At 59.9% G+C, this 24,493-nt stretch carries 13 protein-coding genes and 1 riboswitch; of the genes, 9 read left to right on the top strand and 4 right to left on the bottom strand.

What is annotated here, in order from left to right; genetic code table 11:
- The first annotated feature begins 40 nt into the window (after positions 1–40).
- On the top strand, positions 41–8,536 hold the full coding sequence (locus AGR1_RS14005; protein WP_149147166.1) for a glucoamylase family protein: 8,496 nt from the start codon (positions 41–43) through the stop codon (positions 8,534–8,536).
- A gap of 543 nt (positions 8,537–9,079) precedes the next feature.
- Here AGR1_RS14005 and AGR1_RS14000 read toward each other — a convergent pair.
- Positions 9,080–10,846 (bottom strand): glucan ABC transporter ATP-binding protein/ permease, encoded by a 1,767-nt coding sequence (locus tag AGR1_RS14000; RefSeq protein WP_080792301.1) that lies wholly within the window; start codon positions 10,844–10,846, stop codon positions 9,080–9,082.
- A 339-nt stretch (positions 10,847–11,185) separates the two neighbouring features.
- On the opposite strand from AGR1_RS14000, the gene AGR1_RS13995 reads away from it, so the two are divergent.
- From AGR1_RS13995 to AGR1_RS13970, 6 genes are all read left to right on the top strand, one after another.
- Positions 11,186–11,923 carry a LuxR family transcriptional regulator gene (locus AGR1_RS13995; protein WP_080792304.1) on the top strand — a complete coding sequence of 246 codons (738 nt, stop codon included), beginning with the start codon at positions 11,186–11,188 and terminating at the stop codon, positions 11,921–11,923.
- Between the two features lie 106 nt (positions 11,924–12,029).
- Entirely contained in the window at positions 12,030–15,491 is a 3,462-nt protein-coding gene (pyc, locus tag AGR1_RS13990; RefSeq protein ID WP_149147165.1) for a pyruvate carboxylase, read from the top strand.
- A 127-nt stretch (positions 15,492–15,618) separates the two neighbouring features.
- Positions 15,619–16,419 (top strand): DeoR/GlpR family DNA-binding transcription regulator, encoded by an 801-nt coding sequence (locus tag AGR1_RS13985; protein ID WP_080792310.1) that lies wholly within the window; start codon positions 15,619–15,621, stop codon positions 16,417–16,419.
- Between the two features lie 12 nt (positions 16,420–16,431).
- Positions 16,432–17,622: an MFS transporter gene (locus tag AGR1_RS13980; RefSeq protein WP_149147164.1), complete on the top strand. Its 1,191-nt coding sequence runs from the start codon at positions 16,432–16,434 to the stop codon at positions 17,620–17,622.
- Positions 17,623–17,742: 120 nt separating this feature from the next.
- Complete coding sequence (gene ispG, locus AGR1_RS13975) at positions 17,743–18,993, top strand: flavodoxin-dependent (E)-4-hydroxy-3-methylbut-2-enyl-diphosphate synthase (RefSeq protein WP_080792314.1); 1,251 nt, start codon at positions 17,743–17,745, stop codon at positions 18,991–18,993.
- Between the two features lie 66 nt (positions 18,994–19,059).
- The gene (locus AGR1_RS13970) at positions 19,060–19,722 is read left to right on the top strand and encodes an OmpA family protein (RefSeq protein ID WP_077985445.1); all 663 of its coding nucleotides are present in this window, start codon (positions 19,060–19,062) and stop codon (positions 19,720–19,722) included.
- Between the two features lie 30 nt (positions 19,723–19,752).
- Here the strand turns inward: AGR1_RS13970 and AGR1_RS13965 are convergent, their stop codons facing one another.
- Positions 19,753–20,667: a polyprenyl synthetase family protein gene (locus tag AGR1_RS13965; protein WP_080793363.1), complete on the bottom strand. Its 915-nt coding sequence runs from the start codon at positions 20,665–20,667 to the stop codon at positions 19,753–19,755.
- Between the two features lie 236 nt (positions 20,668–20,903).
- On the opposite strand from AGR1_RS13965, the gene mtgA reads away from it, so the two are divergent.
- Positions 20,904–21,551 (top strand): monofunctional biosynthetic peptidoglycan transglycosylase, encoded by a 648-nt coding sequence (mtgA, locus tag AGR1_RS13960; RefSeq protein ID WP_236760877.1) that lies wholly within the window; start codon positions 20,904–20,906, stop codon positions 21,549–21,551.
- 15 nt (positions 21,552–21,566) lie between these two features.
- On the opposite strand, the gene AGR1_RS13955 is transcribed toward mtgA, so the two are convergent.
- Both AGR1_RS13955 and metA read right to left on the bottom strand, forming a co-directional pair.
- Positions 21,567–22,586: an aldose epimerase family protein gene (locus AGR1_RS13955; protein WP_149147163.1), complete on the bottom strand. Its 1,020-nt coding sequence runs from the start codon at positions 22,584–22,586 to the stop codon at positions 21,567–21,569.
- Positions 22,587–22,659: 73 nt separating this feature from the next.
- Complete coding sequence (metA, locus tag AGR1_RS13950) at positions 22,660–23,586, bottom strand: homoserine O-succinyltransferase (RefSeq protein WP_080792322.1); 927 nt, start codon at positions 23,584–23,586, stop codon at positions 22,660–22,662.
- 83 nt (positions 23,587–23,669) lie between these two features.
- Positions 23,670–23,746, bottom strand: a riboswitch (SAM riboswitch).
- An 89-nt stretch (positions 23,747–23,835) separates the two neighbouring features.
- Between metA and AGR1_RS13945 the strand changes: the two genes are divergently transcribed.
- On the top strand, positions 23,836–24,489 hold the full coding sequence (locus AGR1_RS13945; protein WP_149147162.1) for a thiamine diphosphokinase: 654 nt from the start codon (positions 23,836–23,838) through the stop codon (positions 24,487–24,489).
- Positions 24,490–24,493 lie beyond the last annotated feature (4 nt).

The following is a 24,493-nucleotide window of genomic DNA, read 5'->3' as shown; positions in this document are numbered from 1 at the left end:
AAGTTGAACCAGTTTCCATAAAGTTCAGAATACGAGCCCGATGTCATTTCATATTACCCCGACCGCCGCCGCCCGTGATTCAGAGACGAAGCAGATCGATCACAACGATTCGATCCGCGCGTCCTATATGACGGTCGAGGAACTGCATGATGCGGGCGCCGCGCTTTCGCGCGATGGCGCCGACAGCCTTCCCGGCTTCATGGAGTTCGATTTCTTCGAGCGTCACCGCGAGAACGAGAAGGAAATCCTCAGGGTCTATCGTACGACTGCCGTCGATGCGGAAAATGGCGCGACGATAACGCCGGCGGCGGAATGGCTGCTCGACAACCATTACGTCATCGAAGAGGCGATCCAGGAGGTCCGTCGCGATTTTCCGCGCAAGTTCTATCGCCAGCTGCCGACGATGACGGTTGGCGGGGTGACTGTCCCGCGGGTTGTGGCGCTCGGCTGGCTTTATGTCGCCCATACCCACAGCACGGTTTCGCGCGAGAACATGACGGCGCTGGTGGATGGCTACCAGACGTCAAAGACGCTGCAGATCGGCGAATTGTGGGCCCTGCCGTCGATCATCCGTTTTGTGCTCATCGAAAATCTTCGCCGCATCTCCATCCGTGTGGAACGTTCGCGTCGCATGCGCCAGAAGGCGAATGAAGTCGTTGATGAAATCATCCGCCTCAACGATGCGGAAGCCTCGGCAGCGCTTCTCAAGCAGGTCGATTCGCTGGTCGACGACCCGACTTTCGCGACGCAGTTCCTTTATCGTCTGAGGAACGGCTCGCAGACCTCAGGTTTTGCCGTTGCCTGGCTTGAAGAGCGTCTTCATGCTGCCGGTACCGACGCCGAAAACATCATGATGTCGGAACATAATCGCTTAGCATCCGGCAATGTGACGATGGGCAACATCGTTAAGAGCCTGCGTGAAATCGACGATACCGAATGGTCGGTGTGGTTCGAGGAAGTCAGCCATATCGACAAGGTCCTGCGCGAAGAGACCGACTACGAGGTTCTCGATTTCGGTTCGCGCAACACCTACCGCAACACCATCGAGCTTCTGGCGCGCCGTTCTCCCAAGACCGAGGTTGAAGTTGCGCGCGCGGCTGTGGAAATGGCGCGCATCGACACGCGTTCTGCGGCGGATGAAAACCACCCCGTCAATGTCGGCTCCGTGCTTGTGGGCCAGCGTCGCTTCGAACTCGAAAAGGCTTTGGGGTACCGGCCCCTGGTGTCGCAGCATATTGTCCGGGCCATGCGCAAGTTCAACTGGCTCGCGATTGCGGCGCCGGTGCTGCTGATCACCGCGCTCGCCATGCTCGCCGTCGGCTGGTTCCTGGCGCAAGCCGGTATGCCCTGGTATGTTGTGACCGCCTTCCTGCTGATGTTCGCATTGCCGGCATCCGAAGGCGCAACCGGCCTCTTCAACACGCTCGTCACCTTCTTCGTGAAACCGTTCCGGCTTGTCGGATACGAGTTCAAGAACGGCATCCCGCAGGATGCACGCACATTGGTCGCCGTGCCCTGCATGCTGACCAGCCGCGACAGTGTCGACGAGATGATGCGCAATATCGAGGTGCATTATCTCGCCAATCCGCATGGCGAGATCTACTTCTCGCTGGTGGGCGACTGGCGGGATGCGCAATATGAACAGTCCGACGACGATCTCGAAATTCTCGATTATGCCAAGCGCGAGCTTGCGGCGCTGAACAGCCGCTATGCCTTTGACGGCAAGACGCGCTTCTACCTGCTGCACCGCCGCCGCCTCTACAATCCGGCCGAAGGCTGCTGGATGGGCTGGGAGCGAAAGCGCGGCAAGCTGCATGAGCTGAACATGCTACTGCGCGGCGACAAGGATACGACCTTCCTTGGCGGTGCGAACATCGTGCCGGCCGATGTCAAATATGTCATGACGCTGGATGCCGATACGCGCCTGATGCGCGATGCGGTGACCAAGCTCGTCGGCAAGATGCACCACCCGATCAACCGCCCGAGGATCGATCCGGAATCCGGACGAGTTGTCGAAGGCTACGGTCTGCTGCAGCCGCGTGTGACGCCATCGCTAACGACAGGCAAGGATGCCTCCGTCTTCCAGCGCGTCTTCTCGATCAATCGCGGTATCGACCCTTACGTCTTTACCGTTTCCGACGTCTATCAGGACCTGACGTCTGAAGGCACCTTTACCGGTAAGGGTCTTTACGATGTGGATGCCTTCGAGGCGGCGCTGAAGGGCCGTATCGAGGAAAACTCCATCCTCAGCCACGACCTGCTCGAAGGTTCGTTTGCGCGCTGCGCGCTCGTCACCGATGTGGAGCTGGTGGAAGACTTCCCGACCCGCTACGAGGTGGAAGTGTCGCGCCAGCATCGCTGGGCGCGCGGCGACTGGCAGCTTCTGCCCTTTATCCTTGATCGTGCCCGCAGCGTTACCGCCATCGGCCGCTGGAAAATGGTCGACAATCTGCGTCGCTCGCTCACGCCGATCGCCTGGTTCTTCGCCTCGATCCTAGGCTGGTATTTCATGGATCCGCTCGGTGCGCTGATCTGGCAGATCCTGCTGATCTTCTCGCTGTTCGTAGCCCCCACGCTTTCCTTGCTCTCCGGCCTCGTGCCGCGCTCCACCGATATCGTGCCGCAGGCGCATTTCCACACCATCTGGTCCGAAATCCGCGCGACTAACGCACAGGTTGCGCTGCGTATCGTCTTCATCGCCGACGCCGCCTGCATGATGACGGATGCGATTGCCCGTTCGCTGTACCGCCTGCTCGTCAGCCACAAGCTGATGCTGGAATGGCGCACCGCCGCCAGCATGCAGTCGAGCGCGCAGGGCGGCATCGTCGATTATTACCGCCAGATGTGGCATGCGCCGGTGGTGGCCATGCTCGGGCTGTTGTTTGCGTCGTTACCGGGCGACAACGCCTTCCTGATCGGTATCCCTTTTACGCTTCTTTGGGTTCTGTCCCCGGCCGTTGCCTGGTATGTCAGCCAATCGGCTGAAACCGAAGACCGGCTGTTCGTTTCGGAGCATGTCTCCTTCGAACTTCGCAAGATCGCGCGTCGCACCTGGCGTTATTACGAGACCTTCGTGACACCGCAGGAAAACCACCTGCCGCCGGACAACTTCCAGGAAACGCCGGAGCCGATTGTCGCTTCGCGTACCTCTCCCACCAATATCGGCGTCTATCTGCTTTCCATCATCTCGGCGCGCCAGTTCGGCTGGATCAGCTTTGCCGATACACTGGAGCGGATCGAGAACACGATCCAGACCGTCGAGAAGATGGAGAAGTATCGCGGCCATCTCTATAACTGGTATCATACCGACACCTTGCAGACGCTTGGGCCTCGCTATGTTTCGGCAGTGGACAGCGGCAACCTCGCCGGTCATCTGATTGCTGTTTCGTCTGCCTGCCGCGATTGGGCGGAGGCGCCGTCCGCGCATCTTCAGGGCAATCTGGACGGTATTGGTGATCTTGCCGGCATTCTGCGCGAAACGCTGAAGGCTCTGCCGGACGATCGCAAGAACCTGCGACCGCTGCATCGTCGGCTTGAAGAGCGCATCATCGGCTTCTCGAACGCTCTTGCTTCCGTCAAGCGCGAGCATGAATTCGCCTCGATCCGTGTCATCAATCTCGCGGTTCTTGCGCGCGATATCCAGAAACTCGCCACCAACGTCGATCACGAGGTGAAATCCGCGCAGAGCGCGGAAGTGACGCGCTGGGCGCAATTGCTCGTCGATTGCTGCGAGGCGCATATTTCAGACAGCGCCATCGACCTCACCAACATGGAGCCGCTGCGTCAGCGTCTCGCATCGCTGCGCGACCGTAGCCGCAACCTCGCCTTCTCGATGGATTTCACGTTCCTTTACCGCAAGGATCGCCGTCTTCTGTCGATCGGCTACCGCGTCGAAAGCAAGGAGCTCGACGAGGCCTGCTACGACCTTCTGGCTTCCGAATGCCGCCTGACCAGCCTCTTCGCCATCGCCAAGGGCGATCTGCCGACCGAGCACTGGTACCGTCTTGGCCGTCAGGTCGTGCCGATCGGCGCGCAGGGTGCGCTGGTCTCCTGGTCGGGTTCGATGTTCGAATATCTGATGCCGCCGCTCGTCATGCAGGAGCGTCAGGGTGGCATTCTCAACCAGACCAATAATCTGATCGTCAAGGAACAGATGAACCACGGTCGCCGCCTCGGCACGCCATGGGGCATTTCCGAAGCGGCATTTAATGCGCGCGATCATAACATGAACTACCAGTACACCAACTTCGGTGTTCCGACGCTTGGCCTCAAGCGCGGCCTTGGCCAGAATGCGGTGATCGCGCCTTATGCGTCGATCCTCGCCAGCCAGTACGATCCGGATGGTGCACTCGAAAACCTCGACAAGCTGCGCAAGCTTGGCGCGCTTGGCCAGTATGGTTTCCACGATGCGGTGGATTTCACGCCGACACGCGTTCCGGACGGTAAAGTCTGCGCGGTGGTCTACAACTATTATGCCCACCATCACGGCATGTCGATTGCCGCCGTCGCCAACGTCGCCTTTGACGGCGTGCTGCGCGAACTCTTCCATTCCGATCCGGTGATCGAGGCGGCCGAACTGCTGCTGCAGGAAAAGGCGCCGCGCGAAGTGCCGGTCATGAGCGCCAAATACGAGCCGGAAACCCCCGGCAAGGAACAGGCGGACCTCCTGCGTGCGGAAGTGCGCTCCATCGCCGATCCGGCGGTGCGCGATCGCGAAGTGGTGTTCCTCTCGAATGGTCATTATTCCACCATGCTTACCTCCACGGGTGCGGGTTATTCGAAGTGGAACGGGCAGGCGATTTCCCGCTGGAAGGCGGATCCGACCGATGACCGGTGGGGCACCTTCATCTTCCTGCGCGACACCACCAATGGACAGTGGTGGAGTGCAACGGCCGAGCCGCGCGTCGTCGAAGGCGAAAAGACCAAGACGATCTTCACCGACGACAAGGCCGAGTTCCACAAGACCACCGGTGATCTGCAGAGCGTGGTCGAGTGCATCGTCGCCACCGAGCACGATGCCGAAGGCCGCCGCGTCACCCTACTGAACGTCGGTTCTGAGGATCGTTATATCGAAGTGACCTCCTATATGGAGCCGGTCATTGCCTCGGAGGATGATGACAACGCCCATCCGCTCTTCTCGCGTATGTTTGTGCAGACGGAAATCGGCCGCCGCGGCGATGTTATCCGCGCCTGGCGCAACCGCCGCAGCCCGAACGAGCCCGGCACCGTCATCGCGCATCTGGCCGCCGACAATGCCGGCCCGTCGCGCCCGACGGAGTTCGAGACTGATCGCGCCAAGTTCATCGGTCGCGGACGGTCGCTGCGTGAAGCGGCGGCATTCGATGCCGGTGCGACGCTTTCCAGCACCGACGGTTTCACGCTTGATCCGATCCTGTCGCTACGCCGCACCGTGCGCGTGCCGGCGGGCAAGAAGGTGAGCGTGATCTTCTGGACGATTGCCGCGCCGAGCCGCGAGGAAGTCGACAAGGCGATCGACCGTTACCGTCACCCGGACGCCTTCGCGCATGAACTCGTGCACGCCTGGACGCGCACGCAGGTGCAGATGCGCCATGTGGGTGTGACCTCGCAGCAGGCGGCCGCATTCCAGCATCTTGGCCGTTATCTGACTTATCCGGACATGCATCTGCGTGCGGATTCGGAAACGCTGAAAACGGGGCTGGCCTCACAGCGTGCCTTGTGGCCGCTTGCCATTTCGGGCGATTTCCCGATCTTCAGCCTGCGCATCAATGACGACATGGACATGGATATTGCCCGCGAGGCGCTGAGCGCCCATGAATATCTGCGTTCGCGTGGCGTGATCTTCGATCTCGTCATCGTCAACGAAAGGGCTGCGTCCTATGCGCAGGATATGCAGCATGCGCTCGATCATATTTCCGAGACGCAGCGCCGCATCAATCCTGCCGATGGCGGTCGCCCGCACGTCTTCTCCGTTCGCCGCGACCTGATGGACGAAGAGACCTGGAGCGCGCTTCTCGCGGCTTCCCGTGTCGTGCTGCATGTGCGCAACGGCAAGATCGTCGACCAGATCAACCGCGCGGTCTCGCTGTTTGCGGCCAATCGCGGTCCTGACGGCACTTCTGATGTCGCGCAGGCCCGTCTGCCCGTGCCGGCCTTCCCGATTGCGGAGCCGGTCGAGGATGCGGGCGATCTCGATTTCTGGAACGGTTTCGGTGGCTTTGCCAAAAACGGTCAGGAGTATGTGGTGCGCCTGAATGGCGGGCAGTCCACGCCGCATCCATGGATCAACGTTATCTCGAACGAGAATTTCGGCTTCCATATTTCGGCCGAAGGCGCCGGTTTCAGCTGGAGCCGCAATTCGCGTGACTACCAGTTGACGCCCTGGACCAATGATCCCGTCATCAACCGGCCGGGTGAGGCCTTCTATGTCGCCGACGTGGAAACAGGAAAGCTCTATACGCCCTGTGCCGCGCTGTCGCGCGATCCGGAAGCCATGTTCGAAACCCGCCATGGTCTTGGTTATTCCGTCCTCACCGGCGTGGCGGATACGCTCGAAGTCGAGCTGACGCAGACCGTTGACCGCGAAAAACCGGTCAAGTTCTCGCAGGTCATCGTGCGCAACAAGGGTTCGAAAAGCCGCCGTCTCAAGGTCTATGCCTATGTGGAGTGGGTGCTCGGCAATAACGGCCAGAAATCCGCGCCGTTCATTCTGAGCAGGCATGATGCGGGCAACAACGCGATCTTCGCGTCGAACCCCTACAGCATCGACTATAGCGCCCGCACCGCGTTCCTGACACTCGATAGCGAGGCCAGCGGCTTCACCACCAGCCGCCGGGAATTCATCGGCCGCTTCGGGTCGGCGCAGGCGCCGCAGGGTATCGTATCCGGTGCCGCACTCAGCGGCAGCACCGAGGTCGACGGTGACCCTTGCGCTGCGCTGATGCAGGAAATCCACCTTAAGCCCGGCGAAGAACGGCACATGACCTTCATTCTCGGCGATGCCGACAGTGCGGAAGAGGCCGAAGCGCTGGTAAACGACGTTCGCAAGGCGGACTTCCCGACGGTGCTGGATGAGAGCAAGGCGTTCTGGACGGGCTTTACCGGCCAATTGCAGGTTTCCACGCCCGATGCCGGCTTCAACCACATGATCAACAACTGGCTGCCCTATCAGGCGCTGGCGTGCCGCATTCTGGCGCGCACGGCCTTCTACCAGTCGAGCGGTGCCTTCGGCTTCCGCGATCAGCTTCAGGATACGCTGGCCTTCCTGCTCTACCAGCCGGAGCTTGCCCGCAAGCAGATCCTGCGCGCAGCCGGTCGCCAGTTCCCGGAAGGCGACGTGCAGCACTGGTGGCTGCCGCTGACTGGTGCCGGTGTCCGCACGACTATCTCGGACGATGTGGTCTGGCTCGCTTATGCGATCAACCAGTATGTGTCGGCCACAGGCGATGTCGCTATCCTCGATGAAAGCATTCCCTTCCTGAAGGGGCCGGCATTGATGCCCGGCCAGCATGATGCCTTCTTCCAGCCGGAGACGAGCGACAGGTCCGTCACGCTCTACGAACATGCGGCGCTGGCGCTCGATCTTGCCATTCATCGCACTGGCGAAAATGGCCTGCCGCTGATCCTCGGCGGCGACTGGAACGACGGCATGAACCGTGTCGGCGTTGGCGGCAAGGGCACGAGCGTCTGGCTCGGCTGGTTCCTGTCCGGCGCTTTGCGCGATTTCATCGAGATTGCGGAAAAGCGTGGCGATAACGACCGCGTCGCCAAATGGTCGTCGCATCGGGAAAGGCTGCGCAATGCGCTGGAAACAGCGGGTTGGGATGGCAGCTATTACCGGCGCGGTTATTTCGATGACGGCACACCGCTAGGTTCGTCCGAAAGTGAGGAATGCCGGATCGATTCGCTCGGCCAGAGCTGGAGCATTCTCTCCGGCGAAGGCGAAGAGGCTCGGTCGCAGCAGGCGATGGATGCGGTCATGTCGCATCTGGTCGATGAAAAGACCGGCATCATCCGGCTGTTCACGCCGCCCTTCTCGCGTGCGCCGCATGATCCGGGCTACATCAAGGGATATCCGCCGGGTGTGCGCGAAAACGGCGGGCAATATACCCATGCGGCGACCTGGGTGGTTCTTGCGCTTGCCAAGCAGGGTCGTGCGCAGGAGGCATGGAACTGCTTCCAGCTGCTCAACCCCGTCAATCATGCGCTCGACGCGGCGGCGTCGGAAACCTATCGGGTCGAACCCTATGTGGTGACTGCGGATGTCTACGGTGAAGGCGCCTACGCCGGCCGCGGCGGGTGGAGCTGGTACACGGGGTCTGCCGGCTGGCTCTATCGTGCGGCCGTCGAGGGTATTCTCGGCATCACCCGCACCGACGGAAAGCTGCATATTTCGCCGTCGCTGCCAGAGGACTGGAGCGGTTTCTCGGTGAAGATCACGCTCGACGGGAAGGCAAAGGACATCGTCGTCAGCCGCAAGGCAGATACGGCGGCAGTCTCCGTTTCCGTCGATGGTAAGGCCCTGTCGGCAGATGATCGGGTGATTCCCTTCGACTAAGACGATCAGGTCTCCGTTCGCCTTTAAACTCAGGCTCCCGTGGTAACGCGGGGGCCTGAATCTTTATGGGGCTACCCCGGCCTGCGACTGAGCTTATGGGTCGGATCATGGCACAGAAGCCTGGGCTTCCTTCGCAGCGTTGGCTGGAAGGCCTTGCAGCGCCGAGATAGGTTCATATTGGCGAAGGCTTCGATGGCGCGGTGCCGGATCGTCCGGTGCGGACTGTCTCGTCAATCTTTTCGAGAAAAGCAGCAGTCGCGAATAGTCGGTCGATCGGACGGGAATTATCCAGCAATTCAGCGCATCTTTCGCAGAACTTGCGCTATTGGCGTTGCTCGCCATTCTTTCGTTAACGTTGTCGTGTTGGCTGGCGCGCTGCCCACGGAAGACGAGCGTCACGCAGATTGATTTCTGGCTGGCAAGTTCCTTGACCGGAATTCTCCGATAGGCGACCTGTGATCTGGTGGGGTCGTCGGGAAGCGCACAAAGAAAAAGGGCGGACAACATGCTGTCCGCCCTGTCTTCATTCCGTCAGCCAGACCCTTAGGAGGCAATAGCCTTTGGCCGGGGTTGCTGGTTTTCGTCTTCCGTCAGCAGGCCGCTGGTGCGCAGCAGCGAGGTAAAGCGTCCGCCGCGCTGGCTTAGCTCATCGAAAGTGCCCTTTTCGATGATCCGGCCCTGATCGAGGAACAGGACGAGATCGGCATCGCGGACGGTGGAAAGACGGTGGGCGATGATGAAGGTTGTACGGTTCTTTCGCAGCGCGTCCACGGCGGCCTTCACCCGTGCTTCCGTTTCCACGTCCAGCGCACTGGTCGCTTCGTCGAGAACCAGAATGGGGGCGTTTTTCAGGATGGCGCGTGCAATGGCGATGCGCTGGCGCTCGCCGCCGGACAGGCGGTTACCGCGCTCGCCCACCTGGGTCAGATAGCCGTTGATGCGGCTGTCGATGAAATCTGTCGCCGCTGCGGCTGCCGCTGCTTCCACCACTTCCGCATCGGTGGCCGATTCACGGCCGAGGCGGATGTTTTCGCGAATGGAGCGGTTCAGCAGGCCCGCATCCTGAAACACCGTGGCGATGGAGTTGCGGAGCGAATTTTTCGTTACCGTCGAAATATCGGTTCCATCGATAAGGATCTGGCCGGAATCGGGGTCATAGACCCGCTGCAGGAGATTGATGAGCGTGGTCTTGCCCGCGCCCGTCGGCCCGACGATCGCGACTGTCTCGCCGGCCTTGGCCGTGAACGAAACGTCGTGAACACCCTGCTTGGTGTTGGCGAAACCAAAATTGATGTTGCGGAACTCCACGGTGCCGGAGACATTCGACAATTCGCGCGCATCGCCCGGTTCTTCCCGTTCCTTGACGGAATCTTCCAGCACGAAGAAATCCACGAGCTTGGCGCGGGCTTCGAAAATCTGCGTCACGAATTGGCGCATCTGGTCCAGACGGCCGATCAGGAGATTCGCGAAACCGATGAAGGCGATAACATCGCCAACGCGCAACTCGCCGTTCTTCACAAGCACGGTGCCGATGACGAGGATGATCATCATCGAAACGGTGGAGGCCGTGCGGTTAAGTGCACTGGCGAAGGCCCACCAGTCCAGCACCGGATATTGCGCGCTCAGCAGCTTTTCGGTGAAAGATTTCAGCGCTTTCGTTTCGGCCTCGATGCGGTTGTAGCTGTGCAGCACCGACACGTTGCTGATGGAGTCGCTGACATGGGCAAAAACGCTGTGATAATGCTCTTCGACCGAAGCCTGACCGTCTTTGGTGCGGCTCATCACCCACTTGCCGATGTACCAATAAACGATACCGAGGCCGATCAGCACGAAGCTGAGGCGCAGGTCCATGGACATGGCGGTCGGCACAAGCAGCACCAGTGCGACGAAGGTGGCCAGATGCGTGCGCATGAATTCGAGCCACAGGCCGAACAGCGTTTCGCTGGCGCGCAAAAGCGTGTGCAGGGCGTTGGAGGTGCCGCGCTGATGGTGCCAGGAGAGCGGCATCGAGATGATGCGCCCGAAGGCTTCCGTCAGAAGCGACGCGCGCCGGCCATGGGCCAGCCTGTCGGCCTCGCGGGCGACAGCCACATAGGCGACGGTGTTGAAGACACCGAAAGCCGCCCACAGAATGAGTATGGGCGCGACATTGGTGCCGGAAGAGATGGCGTCAATGATCCGGCCGAACAGCACGGGTTCGGCGATGGTGATCGCTGCAAGAATGACGTTGGCGATGACGACCACCGTCACCCGCCATTTATGAACGGTCAGATAGCGCAGCGCGCGTGTGTAAACCTGAAACAAGGTCAAATTTTCAATCCAGTCCGAGCGTCTTTTTCGAGCGGTTGTTTGTTCGGCCTCAAGGCAAGTTACTTTAGCAAGGTTGCATGAGACGGCGAAATTTGTGTAATTATCGCTCTTTCTGTCTGAATGGCGGCTTAACAAATCGACCGCGCGTGCGAACCGAAAAAAACCGAACCCGATGTTTCCGGGGGCCTGCCGTCACAAGATTTCGCATCTTCGTTTCAGGGATTGCTAACGACGATATGTTCAATCTCAACCGACCGGCGCCCGAGTAACATGACGTCATCGCGGGACCATGTCCTTCGTGTCATTCCCTTCAAGCCAAGCTCCGGACCACGTGTCTTTATGCATGATATTCTTCACTTCATCTCTGCGTGTTACCAGGCGGGAAGCGCCGACCGCGTTCGTTCCGAATTTGTAACGCTCATTCGCGAATACGGTTTCGAATATTTTCTCGTCAGCAGGCGGATGACCGGTGAGCTCGCCTCCACCGGACACATCCTCGCGCAGCACCTGCCCGAAGGCTGGCTGGAGGTCTACAGGGCAAAAAAATACAATCTTGTCGATCCCGTCCGCAAGGTGATCGGCATGGTGCACAAGCCATTTCAGTGGAAGGAAGCGCTGGAGGGGCTGCCGCGTGCGATGCATCGCAAAAGGGCGAGCGTGTTTTTCCACGATGCCGGCCGGTACGGCCTGCAGGGTGGTTACGCCTTTCCCGTGCACGGCCGTGCGGGTTTCATCGGTGCGGTGTTCATTGGCGGCCAGGATCGGCAATTGCCCTCTTTGCAGGTGGAGTTACTGGATGCGGCCACGCGTGCCGTGTTCTGGCGCCTTCTCGATCTTTCCGGGCAGGCCCATGGTTTCAGCAATGCCCCTAACGTTTCCGCTCTCGAGCTTACGAGGCGCGAAATGGAGGTGTTGACGCTGATGGCGGACGGCATGACTTCCACCGAAATTGGACGCCAACTATCGATCTCCAACCACACGGTCGACTGGTACATCAACGGAATCCAGCGCCGTTTCAGCGCCAAGAACCGACAGCACACCGTAGCGCTTGCTTTTCGCCATGGTTTGCTGAGCTAGCGTAAACAGGACAGTTCTCGCCGGAATTGCTCTTTCCAAGACAGGGTTTTGCTGCTTAATTCCGCAGTGCAGCAGAAATTTTGTTTTGGCGTGTGGGGAGACCGTCTTGAAAATATCGAAAATACTTGTTGCCAACCGATCCGAAATTGCGATCCGCGTTTTCCGGGCAGCGAACGAGCTTGGGATTAAAACCGTTGCGATTTGGGCGGAAGAGGACAAGCTGTCTTTGCACCGCTTCAAGGCGGACGAATCCTATCAGGTCGGCAGGGGGCCGCATCTCGCCAAGGATATGGGACCGATCGAGAGCTATCTTTCGATTGAGGAGGTTATTCGCGTTGCCAAGCTTTCCGGAGCGGACGCGATCCATCCCGGTTACGGTCTTCTGTCTGAAAGCCCCGAATTCGTGGAGGCCTGCAACAAGGCCGGCATCACCTTCATCGGGCCGACGGCGGATACGATGCGCCAGCTCGGCAACAAGGTGGCTGCCCGTAATCTGGCGATCTCGGTCAACGTCCCCGTTGTTCCCGCTACCGATCCGCTGCCCGACGATATGGCGGAAGTGGAGCGCATGGCCGCGGAAATCGGCTATCCGGTCATGCTGAAAGCCTCCTGGGGCGGCGGCGGACGCGGCATGCGCGCCATCCGCAGACGAGAGGATCTCGCCCGCGAGGTGACGGAGGCCAAGCGCGAGGCGAAGGCCGCTTTCGGCAAGGATGAGGTCTATCTGGAAAAGCTGGTCGAGCGTGCGCGTCACGTCGAAAGCCAGATTCTCGGTGATACGCATGGCAATGTCGTGCATCTGTTCGAGCGTGATTGTTCGATCCAGCGCCGCAATCAAAAGGTGGTCGAGCGCGCGCCTGCACCGTATCTGTCAGAAGCGCAGCGCCAGGAGCTGGCCGCCTACTCCCTGAAGATCGCCGCTGCGACCAGCTATATCGGTGCCGGCACGGTCGAATATCTGATGGACGCCGATACCGGTAAATTCTACTTCATCGAGGTCAATCCGCGCATCCAGGTGGAGCACACGGTCACCGAAGTCGTGACCGGCATCGATATCGTCAAGGCGCAGATCCATATTCTCGAAGGCGCTGCCATTGGCACGGCGGAATCCGGCGTACCGCGCCAGGAGGACATCCGTCTCAACGGCCATGCGCTGCAGTGCCGTATCACGACGGAAGACCCGGAACACAATTTCATTCCGGACTATGGCCGTATCACCGCCTACCGTTCCGCCTCGGGCTTCGGCATCCGTCTGGATGGCGGTACGTCCTATACCGGCGCTGTCATCACCCGTTATTACGATCCGCTGCTCGTCAAGGTAACGGCCTGGGCGCCGCAACCGGATGAAGCGATCAACCGCATGGATCGCGCGCTGCGCGAATTCCGTATTCGAGGCGTGGCAACGAACCTCACCTTCCTCGAAGCCATTATCGGTCACGACAGCTTCCGCAACAACACCTATACGACCCGCTTCATCGATTCGACGCCGGAACTGTTCGCGCAGGTCAAGCGTCAGGACCGCGCCACCAAGCTCCTGACCTATCTTGCCGATGTGACTGTCAACGGCCACCCGGAAACCAAGGGTCGTGCTAAGCCCTCTGAAAAGGCGGCAAAGCCGGTCGTGCCTTATATCGACGCGCCGACGCCCGATGGCACCAAACAACTGCTGGACAAGCTTGGCCCGAAAGGCTTTGCGGACTGGATGCGCAATGAAAAACGCGTTCTGGTTACCGATACGACCATGCGTGACGGGCACCAGTCGCTTTTGGCCACCCGCGTTCGCACCCATGATATCGCCCGTGTCGCCAGCGTTTACGCCAAGGCGCTGCCGCAGCTTCTCTCGCTGGAATGCTGGGGCGGGGCGACCTTCGACGTTTCCATGCGCTTCCTGACGGAAGACCCATGGGAGCGCCTTGCGCTGATCCGCGAAGGCGCGCCAAACCTGCTGCTGCAGATGCTCCTGCGCGGCGCGAACGGCGTTGGATACAAGAACTATCCCGACAATGTCGTGAAATACTTCGTCCGTCAGGCTGCAAAGGGCGGGGTCGATCTCTTCCGCGTCTTCGATTGCCTGAACTGGGTGGAGAATATGCGCGTCTCGATGGATGCAATCGCCGAGGAGAACAAGCTCTGCGAGGCGACCATCTGCTACACCGGCGATCTGTTGAATTCGGCGCGTCCGAAATATGATCTCAAATATTATACCAACCTCGCCGTTGAGCTGGAAAAGGCAGGCGCCCATATCATCGCCGTCAAGGATATGGCGGGCCTGCTGAAACCGGCTGCCGCCAAGGTTCTGTTCAAGGCGCTGCGCGAGGCGACCGGTCTGCCGATTCATTTCCACACCCATGATACCTCGGGCATTTCCGCCGCGACCGTTCTTGCGGCCGTGGATGCCGGTGTCGACGCCGTGGATGCCGCAATGGACGCCTTCTCCGGCAATACGTCGCAGCCTTGCCTTGGCTCGATTGTGGAGGCGCTGGCGGGCTCGGAACGCGATACGGGTCTCGATACCGAATGGATCCGCCGCATTTCCTTCTACTGGGAGGCTGTGCGCAACCAGTATGCCGCCTTCGAGAGCGATCTCAAGGGACCGGCTTCGGAAGTCTATCTGCATGAAATGCCGGGCGGCCAGTTCACCAACCTCAAGGAACAGGCCCGTTCGCTGGGGCTTGAGAGCCGCTGGCACGAGGTGGCGCAGGCCTATGCCGACGCCAACCGAATGTTCGGCGATATCGTCAAGGTGACGCCGTCTTCCAAGGTCGTCGGTGATATGGCGTTGATGATGGTCAGCCAGGATCTGACGGTTGCCGATGTTGAAAACCCTGATCGTGAAGTGTCTTTCCCGGAATCGGTGGTGTCGATGCTGAAGGGCGATCTTGGGCAGTCGCCGGGCGGCTGGCCGGCAGCCCTGCAGAAAAAGGCGCTGAAGGGCGAAGCGCCCTATACCGTCCGTCCGGGTTCGCTGCTGGAAGATGCCGATCTCGATGCCGAACGGAAGGTGATCGAGACCAAGCTGGAGCGCAAGGTCGATGACTTCGAGTTCGCATCCTATTTGATGTATCCGAAGGTATTCACCGATTTCGCGCTGACCGCTGAGACATATGGTCCGGTCTCCGTGCTGCCGACCCATGCCTATTTCTACGGCATGGAAGATGGCGAAGAGCTGTTTGCCGATCTCGAGCGCGGCAAGACGCTTGTCGTCGTCAATCAGGCTTCGTCCGGCGTTGATGACAAGGGCATGGTGACTGTGTTCTTCGAGATCAATGGTCAGCCGCGCCGCATCAAGGTGCCGGATCGCGCCCATGGCGCTTCCGGCTCCGCCGTGCGCCGCAAGGCCGAACCCGGCAATGCCGTCCATATCGGCGCGCCAATGCCGGGCGTGATCAGCCGCGTCTTCGTCAACCAGGGCCAAGAGGTCAAGGCCGGCGACGTGCTGCTTTCCATCGAGGCGATGAAGATGGAAACCGCGCTTCACGCCGAACGCGACGGCAAGATCGCCGAAGTTCTGGTGCGCCCCGGGGATCAGATCGATGCGAAGGATTTGTTGATCGCTTACGGGGAATAAAGCCGTATCTGATCATCGATGCAATGTCAGACGCCCGCCTCTTCGGCGGGCGTTTTTTATTGCGTAACCGTAAAAACTCAAATATGCATGTTCTTGCACGTTTATTCTTGTTTATGCATGGGTTTCGATGAGCGATCATTTTGTCAGCGAGCGGCAGGCGCTCATCCTTGCGCAGTTGCGGCAAAGCGGTCGGGTGCTGGCGCAGGATCTCGCGCAGAATTTCGGCGTTTCCGAAGACACCGTGCGCCGCGACCTGCGTGAGATGGCGGCCCGTGGCGAATGTTTACGGGTTTATGGTGGGGCGTTGCTTTCCGACAGCGAGACGGTGCCGCTGAAAACGCGCATTGCCGAGGATGCGGACCGCAAGGCCCTGCTGGCGCGCGCCGTTGTCCCGCTTCTCGAGCCGGGCATGGTCGTCTTCATTGATGCCGGGTCCACCAATCTCGCCATTGCAAGGGCGCTTCCCGCCGGGCTCAGCCTGACGGTGGTGACGAATACACCCGCCATTGCCGCTGAACTGACGGGGCGGGCCGACATCGATCTGGTGCTGATCGGGGGCAAGGTCGATCCGGCCGTAGGTGCTGCGATCGACGCCATGGCGCTTCGGCAGCTCGAACTGATGCGGCCCGATCTCTGCATTCTCGGTGTCTGCGGCGTTGCGGCTGAGACGGGTCTGTCGGCGGATGTTTTCGAAGATGCGGTATTCAAGCGGCTCGCCTGTAGCGCCAGCCAGCGGATTGTCGCTGCCATCACCACGGAAAAGCTCGGCCACAGGGCAGCTTTCCATGTGCATGATTTCTCCCCACTTCTTTTCCTGGTGCTGGAGCAGGATGCCGACCGCGCATTCGTCGAGGCGCTGTCGGCAAAGGGCGTACAGGTTTATTGCGGCGATGATGACGTCGCTCAGCTTTCTCATGGTCAAGTCTGAAGGATATTGCCGATGAATGGCCCCACGACATTTTCGCCGACGGCCGTACGCTCGTCCTATCTGACCCGGCACAGGTTGGGCGTTTCCCTGCTGTTCTTGATGAACGGCTTCATGATGGGATCATGGGCACCCAAGATTCCGGAATTTGCGGCGCGCCTGTCCCTCAGTGAGAGCGCGCTTGGCCTCATCATTCTGGTCTTCGGCATCGGCTCGCTGGTTTTCATGCCGATTGCCGGTTCGCAGATTGCCCGTTTCGGCTCACGTGCGGTGAGCCTCGTCACTGCGGCGATCTTTTTGCCGACTCTGCTTTTCATTTCCTGGGCGGGCACGGTGTGGGCCGGGGTGATTGCGGTGTTTCTGTTCGGCGGGCTGACGGGGGCGATGGATGTCGCCATGAACGCCAATGCGGTGGCGGTGGAACGGGATATGCGCCGTGCCATCATGTCGTCGTGCCACGCCTTCTGGAGCCTCGGCGGTCTGATCGGCGCCGGTCTTGGCGGTTATCTCATCACGGCCATCGGCGTGCAGGGACATGCAATCGCGCTAACCGTCATCGCGCTCGTGCTGCTGGTCATTGCGTGGCCCCGCATCCTTGCGGATCGTCCGCATCCGGAGGAGGAACGCCCGAAAGGCGGTCTGCCGCTGACGCCGCTACCGTGGATCATCGGCCTGATGGCGCTGTTCTCGATGATTCCGGAAGGCGCTATCCTCGACTGGGGTGCACTTTATCTGCGCAATGAGCTTGGAGCTTCAGTGTCCCAATCCGGTTTCGCCTTCGCGGCCTTCTCCATGACCATGGCGGCGATGCGGTTTGCCGGCGATCTGGTGCGTGACCGCTTCGGCGCCGTGGCGACCCTGCGCTTCTGTTCGGCCATGTCGATTATCGGTCTTATGATTGCCGGTCTTGCGGGAAATTCCACTATTGCGATCATCGGCTTCGCGATTGCCGGTATCGGCATTTCCAACATGGTGCCCATTGCCTTTTCCGCCGCCGGCAACATGCCGGGACTGGCGCCTGGCATTGGTCTCTCGGTGGTCACTACCATGGGTTATTCCGGTATTCTGGTGGCGCCATCGGCCATCGGCTTCATTGCCGAGCATACAGGCCTTGCCAGCGTTTTCATCGCCTTGCCGCTCTTGCATGTGGTGGTTCTGCTGCTTTCGCGGCTCGCCCGCCATGCGGATGGCGCGGGCAAGGAATAGGCGTCTCGAATTTTGCCATGATTGCGGTAAAGTAGAAGCTCTCATGCGTTGGGTGTTGACAAGCCGGCTTGCCTGTTTCACCTCAATTGCCAGACCTTGCTGCAAGCTCCAGAGACCGCCATGACGTCACATGCCGATTACGATCCCAAGCCCCGCCGCGCATCCGTCGCCGTAGACGTGGGCGGTGTCATCGTCGGTGGCGGCGCGCCCGTCGTCGTGCAGTCGATGACCAACACCGATACGGCGGATATCGACGCCACGGTCAGCCAAGTGGCGGCGTTGTTCCGCGCCGGTTCGGAAATCGTGCGCATAACCGTCGACCGCGACGAGAGTGCGGCCGCCGTGCCAAAAATCCGCGAGCGGTTGCTGCGTCTTGGGCTTGATGTGCCGCTTGTGGGCGATTTCCATTATATCGGTCACAAGCTTCTCGCCGATCACCCTGCCTGTGCCGAGGCGCTGGCCAAATACCGCATCAATCCGGGCAATGTCGGCTTCAAGGACAAGAAGGACAAGCAGTTCGGCGAGATCGTGGAAATGGCGATCCGTTACGACAAGCCGGTGCGAATCGGCGTCAACTGGGGGTCGCTCGATCAGGAACTTCTGACGACGCTGATGGACAGGAACAAGGAGCAAGGCTTCCCTCTCTCCGCCCGTCAGGTCACGCGTGAGGCCATCGTGCAGTCGGCGCTGATTTCCGCCGAGCTTGCCGAAGAGATCGGCCTGCCGCGCAACCGCATCATCCTGTCGGCCAAGGTCAGCCAGGTGCAGGACCTGATCGCCGTTTATTCCATGCTGTCGGAACGCTCCGACCACGCCCTGCATCTCGGCCTGACCGAAGCGGGCATGGGTTCGAAAGGCATCGTCGCCTCGTCCGCCGCGATGGGTTACGTCTTGCAGCATGGCATCGGCGATACGATCCGCGTTTCGCTGACGCCGGAGCCGAATGGCGACCGCACCCGTGAGGTGCAGGTGGCGCAGGAACTGCTGCAGGTCATGGGGTTTCGCCAGTTCATTCCGGTCGTTGCGGCATGTCCCGGCTGCGGGCGCACCACGTCCACCGTCTTTCAGGAACTTGCCCAGAACATCCAGAACGATATTCGCAAGAACATGCCGGTCTGGCGTGAGAAATATCCCGGCGTCGAGGCGCTCAACGTCGCCGTCATGGGCTGCATTGTCAATGGCCCCGGTGAAAGCAAACATGCCGATATTGGCATTTCGCTGCCCGGAACCGGCGAAAGCCCGGCAGCGCCCGTCTTTATCGATGGCGAAAAGGCGCTGACCCTGCGTGGTCCCAACATCGCCGCCGATTTTGAAGCGCTTGTGATCGATTACATCGAAAAGCGTTTTGGCCGGAAAGATGCGGCGGAGTAAAGAGTAGCGTGAAAAGGCCGGAATTCCATTGTCATACCTCCTGAACCTCTCGGAGCATCAAAACACATGATCAAAAAAATCGCGATCGTCGCCCTTTGCGGGACCTATCTTTCTGCCTGCACCACCACCGATCCCTATACGGGTGAGCAGAAGATTTCGAACACGGCGGGCGGCGCCGGCATCGGCGCCGTGGTCGGTGCTCTGGGTGGTCTGGCTGTCGGCGGTTCGCCGACCGGTCGCCGCAATGCAGCGCTCATCGGTGCGGGCATCGGCGCGCTCGCCGGCGGCGCCATCGGCAATTACATGGATGGCCAGGAAGCAGAGCTTCGCGCCCAGCTTCAGGGAACCGGCGTTTCGGTTACCCGCCGTGGCGACAGCATCGTTCTCAACATGCCGTCGAACATCACCTTCGCGACGGACCAGGATCAGGTCATCCCGCCATTCTATCAGACGCTCGATTCTGTCGCCATCGTGCTGAACAAGTTCAACCGCACGCTCATCGACATCAACGGCCATACCGATTCCACCGGCAGCGCCGGTTACAATCAGGGCCTTTCGGAACGTCGTGCCGCATCGGTCGCCAATTATCTCGGCGCGCGCGGCGTCGACCAGCGCCGTATTTCGACGCTCGGCTTCGGCCCGTCGCAGCCGATCGCCTCGAACGCAACGCCGGATGGCCGCGCCCAGAACCGTCGCGTCGAAGTGCTGATTTCGCCGCTCAAGGGCTGATTGGGTGATGAAAAGCTGAGCGGAAGCCGCTCAGCTTTTTCGTTCAGCGATGAATCTGGCGGCCGCGATGAGAATCGCGGCCTTTTCGCCATAAGGGGCCAAGAGTTCGCTGGCTTCCACCACCTGCTCCTGCAGTTTGCGACGTGCCCAGTCTTCGCCGCGCAACGCCACAAGCGTTCCCTTGCCGCGAGCGGCATCTTTTCCGGTGGCCTTGCCCATGGTGGCGGCGTCGGCCGTCAAATCCAGAAGGTCGTCGGCAAGCTGGAAGGCGAGGCCGATCTTTTCGCCGAAGAGACGCAGCCTTTGCCTTTCGGAAACGTCGCTGCCAGCAATAATAGCGCCCGCTTCACAGGCAAAACGCAACAGTGCGCCGGTTTTCATAGCCTGCAATGTAATGACGCCGGCTTCATCGGGTGCTTTCTTTTCCGCAGCGAGATCGAGCGCCTGGCCGCCAGCCATGCCGCCTATGCCGGCTGCGCGGGCAAGCGCAAGCACGAGCGCGGCCTTGCGTTCCGCCGCGAGCGGATTTTCGTCCGAGGCGATGATATCGAAGGCAAGCGTCAGCAGGCTGTCGCCAGCGAGAATAGCGGTCGCCTCATCGAATTTGCGATGCACGGTCGGCTGGCCGCGGCGCAGGTCGTCATCGTCCATGGCCGGCAGATCGTCATGAACCAACGAATAACAATGGAGGCATTCGAGTGCTGCGCCGACATAAAGGGCGGCTTCGGCATTCCCGCCCGCAAGGGCAGCGCTTTCGATGACGAGGAAGGGCCGCAGGCGTTTGCCGCCGTTCAGCACGCCATGGCGCATGGCGTCGAGCAGGTTTTGCGGGCGCGTGATCTCCTCCGCGCGGGCTTCGCCGGAAAGCAGGCGGCCAAGCAGGGCTTCGGTTTTTGCCGCGTTTTCGCGCAGCTTCGTTTCGAAATTTGTCATCGCAGCGTCCATGCCGCGCTCTTTGGCATGCCGCGCGAATGCAGGCAAACCTTTTCGTGGTTCCAGAGGTGCAACTATTTGACCGGACTCGCCTTGAAGGCGGCAATGGACTATGAAAGGCTTCAATTGGTGCGGGGCTTTGAAGAATATTGAGCAGTACGCCTGAAAGCGACGCAGATTACGCCGTGCTGGCGGAAGACCGGAGCAGTCCAAAGGTGGATTTTCGCACGTTGGCAAAGCGTATCGTCATGACCATGCTGGTTTTGCTGATTCTGCCCTATCTGTTGATTCCGGTTTATGCGTTGCCATTCATCCGGCCTGTTTCGACGCTGATGCTGGCCGATATGGTCACTCTGCAGGGTTATGACAGACGCTGGGTGCCGCTTGAGGATATTTCGCCGCGCCTTGTGCAGTCCGTGATGATGTCCGAGGACGGGCAATTCTGTTTCCACGGCGGTGTGGACTGGAACCAGATGCAGTCTGTGGTCAGCGATGCGCTCGAGGGGGCGTCCACCCGCGGCGCCAGCACTATTCCGATGCAGACTGCGAAGAACCTGTTTTTATGGAATGGCCGCTCGTTTTTGCGCAAGGGGCTGGAATTGCCGCTGGCGATTACCGCCGATTTCGTGTGGTCGAAAAAGCGGATGATGGAGATTTATCTCAACGTTGCGGAATGGGGACCGGGAATTTACGGCATCGAGGCTGCCGCCCAGCACCATTTCAAGGTGCCGGCCGCAAAACTCAGCTCCCGTCAGGCGGCGCTGCTGGCTGTGTCATTACCCAATCCAATCGACCGCGTCGCCAGCAAGCCGGGACGCGGGCTGCAACGGCTTTCTGGCCTCATCGAACGGCGCGCCCGCGCCTCCGGTGGCTATGTCGGCTGTGTGCTGGATTGACCCCGGCGCGCCGCATCAGCCTTTCTTGAAAATATAATTGGTTTCCTGTCGCAGGGTTTCGCCTGGTCGCAGGATGGCATGCGGGAAATCCGCGTGGTTGACGGCGTCCGGCCATATCTGCGTTTCCAGGCAGAAACCGGCAAAGGGGCCATAGTGACGGCCATCGAGGCCGGGAACCGGAACATCCAGTTTAAAGGCCGAATAAAACTGCACGCCGGGTTCGGTGGTGTGAACCTCAAGGGCGATATCGGAGGCCGACGAATAGGCGCGGGCGACCTTGCGCTTGGCGCGGCGCTCTGGCGACAGGCAGAAATTATGGTCATAGAGAACCTGCTCGCCATTCTCCTTGCGCCGCATTGGTGTCGGGTGGCGTAGGTCGAAGACGGTGCCCTCGACGGAGCGGATTTCGCCCGTCGGTATCTGCTTGTCATTGGTGGGCAGGTAAAAATCAGCCGCGATGCTGATCTCATGTCCAAGCGCGGTGTCTGCGCCATCAAGATTGAAGTAGGAATGCTGGCAGACATTGGCGATGGTCGGCTGGTCGGTCACCGTTTCATAGACTACCGAAAGCACGCCGCCGTCGAGGATCGTATAGGTAGCTGTGACCGTGCAATTGCCGGGGTAACCGGCGCGGCCATCGGGGTCGATAATCTGCAGAACCGCATGGCTTTCGCCATGTTCCATCAGCATCCAGTTGCGTTTGCCCATACCGTCGCTGCCGCCATGCAGGTGGCTTACGCCCTTTTCATTGAGCTCCAGCTGGTATTCGTGCCCGTCGATCGAGAACCGGCCGTCGCCAATACGGTTGGCGTTGCGGCCGGGGGTGGCGCCGAAATAGGAGGAATATTTGTAGTCCTCGAACTTGTCGAAGCCGAGCACGAGCGGCGGCTGGTGGCCCTCAAGACGCAGATCCTGAATAACGGCGCCCCAGGTGATGATCTTGGCCGTCAGCCCGCCTTTCGAGATGGTGACGCGTTCGACTTTTTCGCCGGTCGCCGTGAAACCGAAATTCTCCCGCACCGCCGCGTCGCTCATAACGTCATTCTCCCGATTGCCATGAATTGCCGGCGGACGTTGCGTCATTTTCCGGCAATTCGCAATCCGCAATTTACGCAGCGAGTTTGCCGATGGATTCGAGATCGTAGGGCGTCGTCTGGTATATTTCGTTGATCCAGTTGCCGAAAAACAGATGGGCATGGCTGCGCCAACGGTTGAGCGGGGCTAGTTCCGGATCATTGTGCGGAAAATAATCATGCGGCAGCTTGATGGGCACGCCGGAATTCACGTCACGGAAATATTCGTCGGACAATGAGGTCGAATCATACTCGACATGATTGAACATATAGAGACGGTTGCCTTCCTTTTCATGCACCAGACACACGCCCATTTCCTCAGATTCCATCAGGATTTCGAGGTCGGGGTGTTTTTCGATATCGGCGCGCCTAACTTCCGTCCAGCGAGATACAGGAACCTGAAAATCGTCCGAAAAGCCGTTGAGGTAGATCGAGGAGGGGCAAAGGTTGCGGTGGCGATAGACCCCGAAAGCTTTTTCCTTCAGCTCGTATTTCGGCACCCCATGGAAATGATAGATGGCGGCCATCGCGCCCCAGCAGACGTTGAGGGTCGAATGAACATTGGTGCGGGTCCATTCGAATATCTTCTGCATTTCATTCCAGTAGGTGACGTCCTCATATTCCAGCAGCTCGATGGGAGCGCCGGTGATGATGAAACCGTCGAACTTGCGGTGACGCACTTCCTCCCACGTCTCGTAGAAGGAGAGGAGATGTTCTTCCGGCGTGTTCTTGGCGCGATGGCCGCCGATGCGGACGAGCGACAATTCCACCTGCAGCGGCGAGGCGCCGACGAGGCGCGCCATCTGGATTTCCGTCTTGATCTTGTTCGGCATGAGGTTGAGAAGCCCGATCTGGAGCGGGCGGATATCCTGCCGGATGGCCGCCGTTTCGGTCATGACCCGCACGCCCTCATGAACGAGGGTCTCAAAGGCGGGAAGCGTATCGGGAATCTTGATCGGCATGTCGAACTCTCTTTTCCGGGTCGCGTAAAGAACGTTGCGAAAACAAAAAAACCGGCAGCGAAATCGCAACCGGTCCCAGGAAATTGCCCTTTTCCTCGACCCTTTAGCGACTTCTTTAAAGTGGCTGCAAGCCGGTCGGCAAATCACCACTGAGGGGTTTCATAATCCCGAAGCCGGCGAAAATCAATATAGGCTGATTTCATCGGGTTTCTGCTTTCCCTTTTTGGCGGAGGTGCGATAAGGCAGGGAATGGATAAAGAGTGCTTCACCATTCTGCTTGGCGGCGATGTCACGGTGACCGATCGTCTGAAACGGGCAGTTGCGAATAGCCGCGTGATTGCGGCCGATGGCGGCATGCGCCATGCCGCGCCGTTGGGTCTTACGCCTGAACTGTGGGTCGGAGATTTCGATTCCGCCAGTGAAGAGCTGCTCAACGCCTGGCCCGATGTGACGCGGCAGCCCTATCCGGCGGCAAAGGCAGTGACAGATGGTGAGATCGCGGCCTCCGAGGCACTTTCGCGCGGTGCGCATTCGCTGCTGCTGGTGGGGGCGCTTGGCGGCGCACGAAGCGACCATGCGCTTCAGCACCTTCTTTATGCCGTAGCGCTTGCGGAGCGCGGTTTCGAGGTGACGCTGACCTCCGGTGAAGAAGAGGCGAGGCCGCTGCTTGCCGGTCCGCTCACCATTGATCTGCCAGCCGGATCGCTGTTCTCGGTTGCCGGATTTACCGCCCTTGAGGGGCTCGATATCGGCAATGTGCGTTATCCGCTGAAGGATTTCGCGCTTGCTTTCGGTTCGTCCCGCACTATTTCCAATGTCGCGAATGGCGGCCCTGTGCATTTCTCGCTGAAAAGCGGAAAAGCCATCGTGCTCGCCCGACCCTATGACCTGACCGGAGCCTGACGCC

The sequence above is a fragment of the Agrobacterium sp. B1(2019) genome (assembly GCF_008274755.1).
Taxonomy (GTDB): domain Bacteria; phylum Pseudomonadota; class Alphaproteobacteria; order Rhizobiales; family Rhizobiaceae; genus Agrobacterium; species Agrobacterium salinitolerans.
Note: the sequence above shows the minus strand (reverse complement) of the source record. Positions and strands in the feature narration are given on the sequence as shown.